General features: G+C 58.0%; 14 protein-coding genes. All 14 read left to right on the forward strand.

The genetic code is table 11. The features are described 5' to 3' along the window. The first annotated feature begins 15 nt into the window (after positions 1 to 15). The 14 genes from ACR0EV_RS01705 (at position 16) to ftsZ (ending at position 14,087) form a co-directional block, all read left to right on the forward strand. Entirely contained in the window at positions 16 to 1,155 is a 1,140-nt protein-coding gene (locus ACR0EV_RS01705; protein WP_480798512.1) for a phosphatase PAP2 family protein, read from the forward strand. Positions 1,156 to 1,176: 21 nt separating this feature from the next. Next, the gene (locus ACR0EV_RS01710) at positions 1,177 to 2,727 is read left to right on the forward strand and encodes a S8 family serine peptidase (RefSeq protein WP_480798513.1); all 1,551 of its coding nucleotides are present in this window, start codon (positions 1,177 to 1,179) and stop codon (positions 2,725 to 2,727) included. A 143-nt stretch (positions 2,728 to 2,870) separates the two neighbouring features. Continuing rightward, a complete protein-coding gene (ftsW, locus tag ACR0EV_RS01715; protein WP_480798514.1) occupies positions 2,871 to 4,034 on the forward strand; it encodes a putative lipid II flippase FtsW in 1,164 nt (387 codons plus the stop codon). Beyond that, the gene (locus ACR0EV_RS01720) at positions 4,034 to 5,131 is read left to right on the forward strand and encodes a UDP-N-acetylglucosamine--N-acetylmuramyl-(pentapeptide) pyrophosphoryl-undecaprenol N-acetylglucosamine transferase (RefSeq protein ID WP_480798515.1); all 1,098 of its coding nucleotides are present in this window, start codon (positions 4,034 to 4,036) and stop codon (positions 5,129 to 5,131) included. Before ftsW ends, ACR0EV_RS01720 begins: the two co-directional genes overlap by 1 nt. Then, positions 5,128 to 6,537 (forward strand): UDP-N-acetylmuramate--L-alanine ligase, encoded by a 1,410-nt coding sequence (murC, locus tag ACR0EV_RS01725; RefSeq protein WP_480798516.1) that lies wholly within the window; start codon positions 5,128 to 5,130, stop codon positions 6,535 to 6,537. The genes ACR0EV_RS01720 and murC overlap by 4 nt, the downstream gene beginning before the upstream one ends. 78 nt (positions 6,538 to 6,615) lie before the next feature. Then, entirely contained in the window at positions 6,616 to 6,864 is a 249-nt protein-coding gene (locus ACR0EV_RS01730; RefSeq protein ID WP_480798517.1) for a DUF2484 family protein, read from the forward strand. Continuing rightward, complete coding sequence (locus tag ACR0EV_RS01735) at positions 6,861 to 7,127, forward strand: DUF2484 family protein (RefSeq protein WP_480798518.1); 267 nt, start codon at positions 6,861 to 6,863, stop codon at positions 7,125 to 7,127. Before ACR0EV_RS01730 ends, ACR0EV_RS01735 begins: the two co-directional genes overlap by 4 nt. Positions 7,128 to 7,148: 21 nt before the next feature. After that, positions 7,149 to 7,442 (forward strand): hypothetical protein, encoded by a 294-nt coding sequence (locus ACR0EV_RS01740; RefSeq protein ID WP_480798519.1) that lies wholly within the window; start codon positions 7,149 to 7,151, stop codon positions 7,440 to 7,442. Continuing rightward, on the forward strand, positions 7,439 to 8,365 hold the full coding sequence (murB, locus tag ACR0EV_RS01745) for a UDP-N-acetylmuramate dehydrogenase (protein WP_480798520.1): 927 nt from the start codon (positions 7,439 to 7,441) through the stop codon (positions 8,363 to 8,365). The genes ACR0EV_RS01740 and murB overlap by 4 nt, the downstream gene beginning before the upstream one ends. 109 nt (positions 8,366 to 8,474) lie before the next feature. Continuing rightward, a complete protein-coding gene (locus ACR0EV_RS01750) occupies positions 8,475 to 9,392 on the forward strand; it encodes a D-alanine--D-alanine ligase (RefSeq protein WP_480798521.1) in 918 nt (305 codons plus the stop codon). After that, positions 9,380 to 10,387, forward strand: a complete 1,008-nt coding sequence (locus ACR0EV_RS01755; protein ID WP_480798522.1) for a cell division protein FtsQ/DivIB — start codon at positions 9,380 to 9,382, stop codon at positions 10,385 to 10,387. Before ACR0EV_RS01750 ends, ACR0EV_RS01755 begins: the two co-directional genes overlap by 13 nt. A gap of 8 nt (positions 10,388 to 10,395) precedes the next feature. Continuing rightward, positions 10,396 to 11,730: a cell division protein FtsA gene (ftsA, locus tag ACR0EV_RS01760; protein ID WP_171092297.1), complete on the forward strand. Its 1,335-nt coding sequence runs from the start codon at positions 10,396 to 10,398 to the stop codon at positions 11,728 to 11,730. Continuing rightward, a complete protein-coding gene (locus ACR0EV_RS01765; protein ID WP_480798523.1) occupies positions 11,717 to 12,136 on the forward strand; it encodes a hypothetical protein in 420 nt (139 codons plus the stop codon). Before ftsA ends, ACR0EV_RS01765 begins: the two co-directional genes overlap by 14 nt. A 346-nt stretch (positions 12,137 to 12,482) precedes the next feature. Then, entirely contained in the window at positions 12,483 to 14,087 is a 1,605-nt protein-coding gene (ftsZ, locus tag ACR0EV_RS01770) for a cell division protein FtsZ (RefSeq protein WP_480798524.1), read from the forward strand. Positions 14,088 to 14,123: the final 36 nt, after the last annotated feature.

The raw sequence follows: 14,123 nt of genomic DNA on the forward strand, positions 1-14,123 counted from the left end.
TGGAAGGGGGACAGTATGAGTTACGTTTATACGCTTAACGCGTTTGGCATGCTTGCGCGGCGAGGTGAGTTGATCTCTTGCACAGTATTGGAGTTGATGAACATTGGTCTTGGTGCCGATGATCCAAGGGCCGTTGTGGAAGAGTTTTTCTACAAAGCGCAGAGCAAAAGTTTTCTGGCATTCAGCGAGTCTATCAGCGTTCTGAGACCTGATCTTCTCAATCCTGATAGCATTGCAGAAATGGCCAATTTTCTGGCAAGTGACGAAGGTGCGGCCCGGATCAGTAAGAGCGACACGGTGACCGAGGCACTAAATGCCGAAATTCAAAACAGATCGGCCTTGGGCGCGGCATCTATTGCTCTCAGCCAAAGCGCGGCCTTTGCCTTAAACCGCAATCGAAACCGGAACCGGAACAGAAACCGCAATCGCAACCGCAATAGAAACCGCAATCGCAATAGAAATCGCAGTGACTTTGCCTTTGACGGAAGTGACGCCGCATTCGGCTGGCGCGACATGCGCCGCCTGTGCAAGATCGGTATCCCCTTTTTGGATCACGTAAAGGGTAAAATCTGGGAAAATATCGACCTTCTGCCCCCACCGGGACCGGATGACAGTTTGAAAGAGACGGAATACCTGCTGAAACTGCAAGGTGAATTGAAAAATGCCAACCAAGCGCTGCGTCGAGAAGAAATTGTGGCGCAGGCCAGTTTCGGGATTGATGACTATCTTTCACCTCTGGGTATCGAAGATGATGGAGGCTTTGGCGCAACCCGTGCGCTGATGGTGATCTTGCTGGAACTGACCAACGAGATCGGGTTGACCTACAAAAACCGTTTCAGCAGGCAGCGTCCGAATATCATCCAGCCTCTGATCCGGCCCTACATCGCAGTGCCTTATCACGCGGCTTACCCTTCGAACCATTCCTTCCAATCTTTCGCAATAGCCGAGATGTTTTCGCGTATCCTACCAGAGCATCCGGGCACCATCGCACTGTTCCACAGAGCGCAGCGCATTGCGGAAAACCGGGAATGGGCCGGGCTGCACTATCCCAGCGACACCGCAGCAGGGCGAGAGTTGGCCCGCAAGACAGTCGCCTATGTGGCCGAGGTCCTGGATGAGCTGATGGACGCCGCTCAGGACGAATGGCTGGGTTGAGAAAAAGGGGGAGTGACCAAGATGACGACGGGTCAGGAAGACTATAAACGTTACTACTATCTCTGGCATCTGGTCGCGATCAAAGCGATCACAGTGCAGACACCTCCGGTTAGTTCTCAGGGGTGCCCGGTAATCGGCGGTGTGGAATGGGATTTTCCAGACAGTAAACGAGAAGCCCATATTGGTTTGATCGATATGGGTGTCGCACCTTATCACCCGAACCTTGTGGCACCGCCAATGTCGACAGATACGGACCAGATTCTGTGGGATAAGGCAATTGATCTGGCCAGCCATCCATACGGGGCCAGATATGTCGATCTGGGCGGGGTTCCGACAGGCGAGCGGCATGTTGAAAAGCCAGTTGCCTTGCTCAGTTCGATACCAGCCGGAGCAACCATCGCAGGTCTTGACCCTGACGAGCGTGCGATCATTGACGAAATCCGCGAGGGGTGTGGCGTTGAGCGTTATGTTCACGCGTATGACGATCGCTATGCGGCCCATGGAACAAGTTGCGCCGGGCTGACCAGCGGCACCGCTTATGTCGGGGATCAATATGGAAACACGGGCAATATCGCAGCCTATTTCGGCGTCGATCCGCTAAGCAAAGTGATCCCAATAACCACTTCGATATCGCCCAGCCCGAAAGAGCTGATTGCGGCGTTTCTATACGCCTATGCGCAAAATGTGCACGTGATCCTATTGCCGAGAGATGCCGCGGACCCAGAGCATTGGCCTGGGTATCCCAGTCTGGATGCGGATGAAAAGACCCGCCTTCACGAGACCCTGCCAGGTGAACCGGATCAGGACGCGATTGCTATTGATGCTTCTTGGCGGCTTTTGGAGAAGGTCATTGAATGGGTCAGCCTGGAGATTCCGGTGGTCTGCGCCGCCGGAAATGATGGGCGAAGCGAATTGATTTACCCAGCCAAAATGTCGTCCGATCCCAATAATGGCGTCATATCAGTAGGAGCAGTGAACTATAACGCCTATCGGTCCGGCTATTCGAACTACTCTTCGCATTTGACGGTCGTTGCACCATCAGATGATGGAGAGGTTTATAATCGTCATCAGATACGACTCGACCGGGACGCAGCCCCTGCAACCGATTTTCATTGGGATGGTGATCTGCACAAGACCCCGGGTTCTTGTACTGCCAAGATACCGACTGTCCCCTATGCGTCTCAACGGCTGATCACACTGGATGCGCCCGGCCCACGCGGCTATGTCGAAGGCTCGCTTGCAGGGCCAGTGGAAACTCGTGCCAAAGCTGCTGACGATCCGGCTGGCTTGTACACCGAATTTGGCGGCACGTCTGGGGCTTCGGCGCTCGTGGCGGGCGCGATCGCGATGATGCAGCGTAAATCAGTCAATGTGTTGAAAGGCCCGGCAATCAAAGGGAAATTCACCTCTCTTACCGGCAATTCCAGATTTGATACGTCACACTGGTATTGGCTCAACGGAACTACCAGTTTGCAGCAGGACGCGATCAACGGCACCCCTATGCCGCCCAAGGATGATCTGTTCGGACAGGCGGGTTTGCTGGACGTTAAGCTGATGCTGTCGTCAGTCTAAACTATCAAGCAGAACAACGTGAGGGCCGAAAATCCAGCTCGGCCCTCATTCCACTAGCCCAAACATCAAATTGCATGTAGACTCTCAAACAGATCCCGAAAACGGGACGTTGACGTTAACGAGGCAGAGAGTGGCGGTATCTCATGACTGAGATGGTGTATGGCGCGGTCCAGGACCAGCGCGGAGAACCGATTCTACCAAAGTGGTGGCGCACAATTGATCGCTGGACGATGTCCTGCGTATTGATCCTGTTCACCATCGGTCTGTTGCTGGGATTGGCTTCATCGCCGCCGCTGGCGGGGCGCAACGGGTTCGATCCGTTTCACTATGTCGAGCGTCAGGCTCTCTTCGGCGGATTGGCGCTGATTGCGATGTTGCTGACATCGATGATGTCTCCGACGCTGGTGCGGCGCCTGGCCGTTCTTGGTTTTCTGGCGTCATTTGTGGCGCTGGTCTTTCTACCGGTCTTTGGGACCGATTTTGGCAAAGGTGCTGTCCGCTGGTATTCGCTGGGCTTTGCTTCTCTGCAACCATCTGAATTCTTGAAACCCGGTTTCATCGTCGTGGCAGCGTGGTTGTTGGCGGCTTCGCAGGAGATTAACGGCCCTCCCGGGCGGATCTGGTCGTTTGCGCTGTGCATGTCGATTGTCGGGATGTTGGTAATGCAGCCCGATTTCGGTCAGGCCTGCCTCATCTTGTTCGGCTGGGGAGTGATGTATTTCGTGGCCGGGGCCCCGATGCTTTTGCTCGTTGGCATGGCGGGTGCGGTCGTGTTGGCCGGTATGTTTGCCTATTCGAATTCCGAACACTTCGCGCGCCGCATTGATGGCTTCCTGAACCAAGAGGTCGATCCGACCACCCAGCTGGGTTATGCTACCAACGCCATCCGCGAAGGCGGGTTGTTCGGCGTTGGTGTCGGGGAAGGGCAGGTGAAATGGTCGCTGCCCGATGCGCACACCGATTTCATCATAGCTGTCGCGGCTGAGGAATACGGCCTGATCCTGGTGCTGATTATCATCGCGCTTTATGCGTTGATTGTCGTGCGGTCGTTACTGCGGCTGATGCGTGAACGGGACATGTTCATTCGTCTGGCAGGAACCGGACTGGCCTGCATGTTCGGTGTTCAGGCAATGATCAATATGGGCGTCGCCGTGCGCCTGCTACCTGCCAAAGGTATGACGCTGCCGTTTGTAAGTTATGGCGGTTCGTCCCTGATAGCGGGCGGCATCGCAATCGGTATGTTGTTGGCATTCACCCGAACCCGCCCACAGGGCGAGCTTGGCGATATTTTGCGCGGACGAGGATAATGGGGAACCCTTACCTGTTGATTGCGGCTGGTGGAACCGGGGGGCATATGTTCCCCGCTCAGGCCCTGGCCGAGGCATTGCTGCACAAAGGCTGGCGCGTGCGCCTGTCCACCGATGCACGCGGTGCGCGCTATACCGGCGCTTTCCCAGACGCGACCGAGATTACCGAGGTGTCCTCGGCCACCTTTGCGCGCGGCGGTTTGGTGGCCAAGGCACTGGTCGGTCCCAAGATCGTAGGCGGCGTGACCAGCATGGCGCTCAAGATGATGCGGGACAAGCCTGACGTCGTTGTTGGGTTTGGTGGTTATCCTTCGATTCCGGCATTGGGCGCGGCAACGCTGCTGAAAATCCCGCGCATGATTCACGAACAGAACGGAGTTCTGGGCCGTGTGAACAAACTTTTCGCCACCCGTGTTGCACAGGTTGCTTGCGGTGTTTGGCCAACGGATCTGCCCGAAGGGGCACAAGGTATCCACACCGGCAATCCGGTGCGCGCCGCGGTTCTGGATCGCGCCGCCGCCGGCTACATCCCTCCCGGCGATTACCCGATGTCGGTTTTGGTCATGGGTGGCTCACAAGGCGCGCGTATCCTGAGCAATGTGGTGCCCGAGGCCATTGCCGCCTTGCCTGAAGGCATCCGCAACCACATCCGCGTTTCGCATCAAGCTCGAGACGAGGATAGCGCGCGTGTCACCGCTTTCTACAATGACCATGGTATCCGCGCCGAAGTTCAGACCTTTTTCGCCGATGTGCCCAGACGCATGTCGGATGCTCAGTTGATTATTTCGCGCTCAGGAGCGTCCAGTGTCGCCGATATCTCGGTTATTGGGCGACCCTCGATCCTGATCCCTTATGCCGCCGCCGCCGGAGATCATCAAACCGCCAATGCGCGTGGATTGGTACAGGCAGGCGGTGCGATCATGATCCCCGAAAACGCCCTTGACGTTCGTGCCATGGCGCAGCAAATGACCACGGTTTTGACCAACCCCGAAGCCGCACAGAAAATGGCTCATGCCGCCCTTTCGACCGGTGCCCCCGACGCGACCGAGCGTCTGGTGCATCTTGTCGAACAACTGGCGCAGAAGGAGACCGCATGAATCCCGCAACCAAACTGCCGCAGGACGTAGGGCCGATTCACTTTGTGGGGATCGGAGGGATCGGGATGTCCGGCATCGCCGAGGTGCTTTTAAATCTGGGGTACCGGGTGCAGGGCTCGGACCTGAAGGCATCCAAAATCACCGACCGGTTGGCGAGTTTGGGGGCTGAAATCTTCGTCGGGCAGCGGGCTGAAAACCTTGAAAACGCGGCCGTTGTGGTTGTCTCGACTGCGATCAAACCCGGCAACCCGGAATTGGATGAGGCACGCGCACAGGGGCTACCCGTTGTCCGGCGTGCTGACATGCTGGCCGAACTGATGCGCCTGCGTTCGAACATCGCCATTGCGGGCACTCACGGCAAAACGACCACGACCACGATGATGGCCGAGCTGATGGTGGCGGGTGATTTCGACCCGACCGTGATCAATGGCGGCATCATCCACGCCTATGGCTCGAATGCGCGCATGGGGCAGGGCGAATGGATGGTGGTTGAGGCGGACGAATCTGACGGCTCGTTCAACCGTTTGCCTGCGACCATCGCCATCGTCACCAATATCGACCCAGAGCATATGGAGCATTGGGGGGATTTCGACAGGTTGCGCGATGGCTTCCACGAATTCGTCTCGAACCTGCCTTTCTATGGTCTGGCCGTTTGCTGTACGGATCATGCCGAAGTGCAGGCTTTGGTCGGTCGCATCACAGACCGGCGCGTGCGCACCTATGGCTTCAATGCACAGGCTGACGTGCGTGCCGAGAATCTAACCTACAAGGGCGGCGTTGCGCATTTCGACATTCACCTGCAATACGAAGACACGGTGATCGAAGGCTGTACCCTGCCGATGCCCGGTGACCATAACGTTTCCAACGCGTTGTCCGCTGCGGCAGTTGCCCGCCATCTTGGCATGAAAGCGACCGAGATCCGTGACGCGCTTGCCAATTTTGGCGGTGTCAACCGTCGCTTCACCAAGGTTGGAGAAGTCGATGGTGTCACGATCATCGACGACTATGGCCATCACCCGGTTGAAATTGCCGCTGTTCTAAAGGCGGCCCGTCAGGCGACCGAAGGTCGTGTCATCGCTGTTCACCAACCTCACCGCTACTCACGCCTGTCTAACCTGTTTGAAGACTTCTGCACGTGTTTCAACGACGCGGACGTGGTGGCAATCGCCGAAGTGTTTGCGGCCGGGGAAGACCCGATTGAAGGCGCTTCGCGTGATGATCTGGTGCAGGGCCTGATCCGCCACGGCCATCGGCATGCGCGGGCGCTGTTTGACGAAAACGACCTGGAGCGCCTCGTCCGAGAACAAGCCCGTCCCGGGGATATGGTTGTCTGTCTTGGGGCAGGTACCATCAGCGCATGGGCCAATGGTCTGCCAGAGAGGTTGCAGAGGAAACAAGCTGTTTGACGTGGCAAACGCTTGGGTGCACAACCCTGGGATGAAACCCTGATTCTGCCAATCGCCACCCTTCCAAAGGAGCGGAGAATGAACCTGTCGATCATATTTGCCATACTTTGGGTCATGTGTTCTACGGTCGTGGCCTTTTTGCCCATGCGATTGCAGTTTCCGCCCGGTATCGTATTGCTGGCCAGCGCGCCGCTTCTGATACTTTGGCTCGGTTATGATTACGGCTGGTTTGTTGCGCTGCTGGCGTTTGCTGCGTTTGCCTCCATGTTCCGCAACGCCTTTCGGTATTTCTGGAACAAATGGGGCGGATCCAAGGCGGCAGAATGAGCTGGTCGATCGCACTAGCCGCGCTTTGGGGTGTCGCAGCAAATGTGCTGGCGATGATCCCCAGCAAGGACAATCATTGGACCCGCGCGTATGTTCTCATCGCGGTAGGTGTCCCGCTATTGGGTTACGTCACCTATGAAAACGGTCCTTGGATCGGATTGCTTGTTTTGGTTATGGGCATGTCGATGCTGCGCTGGCCGGTGATTTACCTGAGCCGTTGGACAAAAGCGAAAATGCAGGGCATGAAGGCGGCCAACAAGTAACGGCCATTTTCAGGAGGCCACATGGTCGACATTGCCACATTCGCCTATTTGCCACTCATTTCTTTGATCCTTGGAGGAGTTGCCGGACTTATTGCCGGGCGCTGGATCGGTGTCAGAGGATTGTTTTGGCTCATTGGCCTGACCTCGGCAGTTGCGTTGGTTCTGATCGTGATGCTGGCGGGCGTCAGCACGGGAGAGGAAGAGCAGGCATTTGGCCCCTTCATCTGGCTGACTGGATCGGTCCTGCCGTTCTTGCTTGCGGTTATCGTGGGTGGAGTGGGCGGTCGTAGCCTGGCGAAAAAGTCAACCATATGAGCATCCTGCCCGAAGTTCGGGGTCGCCTGACGCCGGCCCGCCCGCTGAACGATTTGACATGGCTGCGTGTTGGTGGCCCCGCAGACTACTTATTCCAACCCGCCGACGTCGAGGACCTGCAAACGTTTTTGCGGGGTCTTCCGTCGGATGTTCCGGTTTTTCCAATGGGTGTCGGTTCAAACCTGATCGTGCGCGATGGCGGCTTGCGCGCTGTGGTGATCCGTTTGGGACGCGGTTTCAACGGGATCGAGATCGATGGAAACACGGTCACCGCAGGTGCGGCAGCGTTGGACGCGCATGTGGCGCGCAAAGCAGCGGATGCAGGAGTGGACCTGACCTTTTTGCGCACCATACCCGGTTCTGTTGGCGGAGCGGTTCGGATGAACGCGGGTTGCTATGGCAGCTACACGTCGGATGTTTTGCGTAAAGCGACAGTTGTCACCCGGCGAGGCGAACTGCTTGACTTGACCCCCGAAGACCTGAACTTCCGCTATCGCCAGTCTGATCTGCCTCAAGGCTCCGTGTTGATTTCGGCGACGTTCCAAGCGCCCTCTGGCGACCCGGCAGAGCTTCATGCACGTATGGGCGCGCAACTGAAAAAGCGCGATGCAACACAGCCGACCAAAGATCGCAGCGCCGGGTCAACTTTCCGCAATCCAGCCGGGTTTTCCTCGACAGGGCAGGCGGATGACGTGCACGACCTCAAGGCGTGGAAAGTGATCGATGACGCCGGAATGCGCGGCGCGACGCTGGGTGGTGCACAGATGAGCCCCAAACACTCGAATTTCCTGATCAATACCGGCACTGCCACCGCCGCTGACCTCGAAGGGTTGGGCGAACAGGTGCGAAAAAAGGTTTACGAAACAAGTGGCATCACGCTAGAGTGGGAAATCATGCGGGTCGGTGATCCGCTGAAAGAATAAAGCCCCAACCGTCAGACCATAACAGGCTAATTTAAGGCGACGGATCAAAGGCATAAACGTAGTACGGACCACCACATAAGGTCCGGGGACATTGAGGCGCACGTTGGGAATGTCGAGCAGGACAAACCCCAAAGTGGCGGTATTGATGGGTGGACCCTCGGCGGAACGCGAGGTGTCTCTCAGCTCTGGGCGCGAATGCGCAGCCGCCCTTGTGGGAGAAGGCTTTGAAGTGGTCGAACTGGACGCAGGTCCTGACCTCTATGCGCGCCTTTTGGACATCAAACCAGATGTGGTTTTCAACGCCCTTCATGGCCGCTGGGGTGAAGACGGCTGTGTGCAGGGGCTGTTGGAATGGATGCGCATTCCCTACACCCATTCCGGCGTTTTGGCTTCGGCTCTCGCGATGGACAAACAGCGCAGCAAAGAAGTCTATCAGGCCGAGGGCTTGCCCATCGTGCCCAGCGTGATCGTGCCGAAGGTCGAGGTCATCGAAGTCCACGTGATGGAGCCACCCTATGTGGCCAAGCCCAATAATGAGGGTTCCAGCGTCGGTATCTACATTGTCCACGAAAACGCCAATGGTCCGCCGCAACTGGACGAGACGATGCCCGATCAGGTCATGGTCGAAAAATACGTGGCAGGCCGTGAACTCACCGTGACTGTCATGGGCGATCGCGCCCTGACCGTGACCGAAATCATGACGGATGATGGCTGGTACGACTACGACGCCAAGTACAAACCCGGCGGTTCTTGGCATGTTCTGCCCGCTGACGTTCCGCAAGACATTTATGATCGTTGCATGGATTACGCCGTGCGCGCGCATGATGCACTGGGGTGCAGGGGCGTCAGTCGTACCGATTACCGCTGGGACGACAGCATGGGCGCTGATGGTCTGTTTCTGCTGGAGACCAACACGCAACCCGGCATGACGCCCACGTCGCTGGCCCCCGAGCAAGCCGCCCATCTGGGCATGACATTCGGCCAGCTTTGCGCCTGGATGGTGGAGGACGCCTCATGCGACCGCTGACCGCCAGCCGTTCACTGGAAATCCATCGCAGCAAGCCGCTTGCGGGGCCGGATGCCGATTTCGCATCGGCTGACACCGAAACACATGAAGCAGAGCCGCTTTTGCGCCTGCGCGGGGCGCGTGTGTTTTCCCGCACCGCACGTCGCAGCGATCCGGCACCGTCGCGCCTGAGCTACCGGCTTCAACGTTGGATGCTTACGCCGGGCATTCGCATGGGCGTCAAGATTGGCCTGCCGATCTGTGCTGTTGCGGCAGCCGTTGGGCTTTACTTCGCCTCGCAAGAGCGGCGCGACGCCGTCACCGCTTTTGTGGCCGATATCCGCACCTCGATTCAGGAACGTCCTGAGTTCATGGTCAATCTGATGGCCATTGACGGGGCAGGCACCAGCTTATCCGAGGACATCCGCGAAGTTGTACCGCTGGATTTCCCGATCAGTTCCTGGGATCTGGATGTCGAACATATGCGCGATACGATAACCGGGCTGGACCCGGTGAAATCAGCGACCGTACGAATCCGTCCGGGCGGTATCCTGCAGGTGGATGTAGTTGAACGTCAGCCTGCGATTGTCTGGCGCACCCGCGATGGGCTGGAGTTGTTGGATGAAACCGGAGCCCACGTCAAAGAGACACCTTCGCGCAAGGCCCATTCAGACTTGCCTTTGATTGCCGGCAAGGGCGCGGACGCTCATGTCGCTGAAGCGCTTGAGATATTTCAGACCTCGCGCAGCCTGGGCAATCGCGTGCGCGGCTTGGTGCGCGTGGGCGAGCGGCGCTGGGATCTGGTTCTGGACCGTGGCCAGCGCATTATGCTGCCGACCACCCGCCCGGTGCGTGCGCTGGAGCGCGTTCTGGCGGTGAATGAAGTGCAGGACCTTCTGGAACGTGATGTGGCTGTTGTCGACATGCGCCTTGGCCAGCGTCCAACTATCCGAATGAGCAAAGCCGCCAGCGAAGACTGGTGGAATACAAAAGTGAACGTGAGTAACGGGCAGTAACGACCATGATGACCGATCTTTATCAGTCCCAGCGCGCCATGCGTCAGATGCGGCGGCAGGCATTGCAACGCGGTGTGATTGCTATTCTGGATGTGGGTAGCTCAAAGATCGCCTGCCTTGTTTTGCGTTTTGACGGTACGGGTCGGCTGAGTGAAGACAACACCATCGGCTCGATGGCTGGCCAGACAGGGTTCCGCGTCATTGGCGCGGCAACCACGCGCTCGCGCGGTGTGCAATTTGGTGAAGTCACCGCCATGCAGGAAACCGAACGTGCAATACGCACCGCCCTGCAAGCGGCGCAGAAGATGGCCGATATGCGCGTCGATCATGTGATCGCCTGCTTCTCAGGGGCCAATCCGCGCTCTTACGGGTTGGATGCACAGGTGGATCTTGATGGTCAGCTTGTGACCGAGGCAGAGGTCGGTCGCGTTCTGAACGCGTGCGACGTGCCCGATTACGGCGAAGGACGCGAAGTGTTGCATGCGCAACCTGTGAACTTTGCGCTCGACAATCGTTCGGGTCTTATCGATCCCCGCGGTCAGATGGGTCAAAGCCTGGCGGTCGACATGCATATGTTGACCGTAGACGCCATGGCGATCCAGAACATCGTGCGTTGTATCAAGCGTTGTGATCTTGAGCTCGCAGGTATTGCCAACTCAGCCTACGTCTCGGGCATCTCAGCGTTGGTCGAGGACGAGCAGGAGCTCGGCGCTGCCTGTATCGACATGGGTGGTGGCACCACCAGCGTCTCGATCTTCATGAAGAAGCACATGATCTACGCGGATTGCGTTGGCATGGGCGGCGATCACGTAACCAGCGACATCTCGATGGGTCTGGGTGTACCTGCGGCTGTGGCCGAACGGATCAAAACCTTTAACGGGGGCGTGCACGCAACCGGTGCCGATGACCGGGATATGATCGATATTGGTGGCGACACTGGAGACTGGGAACATGACCGCCGCACCGTCAGCCGGGCCGAGCTGATCGGTATCATGCGCCCGCGGGTTGAGGAGATTCTGGAAGAAGTTCGCGTGCGTCTTGACGCCGCTGGGTTCGAACATATGCCAAGCCAACAGATCGTTCTGACAGGGGGCGGCAGCCAGATTATGGGGTTGGATGGGCTTGCCACCCGCATTCTAGGGCAGCGCGTGCGTTTGGGACGACCGTTGCGTGTGCATGGCTTGCCGCAATCGGCGACGGGTCCTGCGTTTTCCTCTGCCGTGGGTCTCAGCCTGTTTGCGGCCCATCCGCAAGATGAATGGTGGGATTTCGAGATCCCGGTCGACACCTATGCTGCGCGCCCATTCAAACGCGCTGTACGGTGGTTCCGTGACAACTGGTAAGCACTTGCGATGGGCTGCGCTGGGCGCTGCCCTGCTGCCAGGCTGGGCTTGGGCGCAGAGCATGATCACGCCAGACGCGTTTCTGGACGCTGCGGTCGGCAAAACTCTTACGTTTTACGAGATTCGCAGTGGCGATCTGGTTGGGACCGAGCAATTTCTGAACCGCCGCGTCTCGGTTTGGCGGGAAGAGGGCCGTGGATGTGTTTATGGGCAAATCACGACGCCAAACGGTCAGATCTGCTTTCTTTATGACAACGACCCGGACGGGATCCCGGTTTGCTGGTGGCCGTTCCAGCACGAAGGCCGTCTGATGGTAAGGCTTGCCTCTCTTGCGGATGGAGAAATTCAGGAAGTGCGCAGTATCACGCAAAGCGATTTGAACTGTCCAAACGCCCCGACCAGTTGAAGATTTCGGTTGCGGCGCGCAGTTTTATCCCTCAAAATATCCACAGGGCCCGTAAGAGGTCTTGCGGCAGGACCTGAGCAGTTTTCCGCAATTTAGAAGATAGTCTGTCAGAGCGTGAAGGAGGGGATTCCTTCGCGGGGTGATGGGTGTCTTGTTATGGTCGCCGATGGTTCCGCTATATCTGGCAGTGCCTGCGAAATGCCGCCGGTTGCTGCCTTATTTCCTCCATATTTTGTGGCAAAACGCGATTTTTGACGTGACCTTTTCGCATCATCCGGCTAGAATCGACCAAGGATAGGTAAGAAAAACACCGCTTTGGCGGGACATAAATACAGGCGGACAGAGCATGACATTGAATCTTTCGATGCCCGGGCACGACGAACTGAAGCCTCGGATTACAGTATTTGGCGTTGGCGGTGCAGGCGGGAACGCCGTCAATAATATGATTGAGAAACAACTGGACGGCGTCGACTTTGTGGTCGCCAACACCGACGCACAGGCGCTGCAGCAAAGCCAGTCTTCGGCGCGCGTGCAGTTGGGCGTGAAGGTCACCGAAGGTCTGGGCGCGGGGGCTCGTCCGACAGTGGGCGCGGCAGCAGCCGAAGAAAGCATCGAGCAGATCGTCGATCATCTGGCAGGCGCGCATATGTGCTTTATCACCGCCGGTATGGGCGGCGGCACCGGCACCGGCGCTGCACCGATCATCGCGCAAGCCGCTCGTGAACTGGGCGTTCTGACGGTAGGTGTTGTCACCAAGCCTTTCCAATTCGAAGGCGCCAAGCGGATGCGTCAGGCCGAAGACGGCGTTGAAGCGCTGCAAAAGGTTGTCGACACGCTGATTATCATTCCTAACCAGAACCTGTTCCGTCTGGCCAACGAAAAGACCACCTTTACCGAGGCGTTCTCGATGGCGGATGACGTTCTGTATCAAGGCGTTAAGGGTGTTACGGACCTGATGGTTCGTCCGGGCCTGATCAATCTCGATTTTGCTGATGTTCGTGCCGTAATGGACGAGATGGGCAAGGCGATGATGGGAACCGGCGAGGCAACCGGCGAAGATCGTGCGGTTCAAGCGGCAGAAAAGGCCATTGCCAACCCGCTGCTGGACGAGATCAGCCTCAAAGGCGCGAAGGGCGTGCTGATCAACATCACCGGCAGCCACGACCTGACCCTGTTCGAACTGGACGAAGCGGCCAACCGCATTCGCGAAGAAGTGGACCCCGAAGCAAACATCATCGTCGGGTCGACGCTGGACACAGCCATGGAAGGCGGAATGCGTGTATCGGTCGTTGCGACCGGCATCGACGCCAGCGAGAAATCCGTGGATGTACCTGTTGCGCGTCGGTCAATGTCCGAGCCGCTGACCCGCACCGTTTCGGCGGAAGAGCACGTTCAGGAAGACGCACCTGTTGCAGCCGAAATGTCCGAAGCTGCGCCTCAAATGGACGAGCCTCGCGAACCTTCGCTGTTTGAGGCCGCGGAAGAGCCTGCGCAACCGCAGTTCCAGCCGCGAGACGAGCGGGAAGAGGATGATCTGCCGCCTCCGGCGTACCAGCCGCGTGTGGCAGATTTCGAGCCGCAGCCCGAACATGTAGAACCCGCGCCCGAAAGCTTTGTTGCACCGCGCGGCCACGCCGCAGGCACCCCTTCGCCCGAGGCACTACAGCGTCTGCAGGCGGCTGTGCAAAAGGTTCCGTCCGCGCCTCAGCGCCCGGCAGCACCGCGCCAGCCCGAGGCTGTTTCGCAGCCCGAACCTGAAGAACGGTCGCGTTTTGGCTTCAATCGTCTGATCGATCGGATGACCGGTCATGCAGCTGACACACCGGCGCAAACACCGCGACAGCAGCCGGTTCTGCGCCAGTCGGAAGCCACCGCGCCGGTCCAGGACGAAGCCGACCCGGAGCAGGATCGTATCGAAATTCCTGCCTTCCTGCGCCGTCAAGCCAACTGATCGCGGTAACAAAATCCACTCACAGGGCCGCTTCAT

Source organism: Ruegeria sp. CF8, from assembly GCF_056537285.1.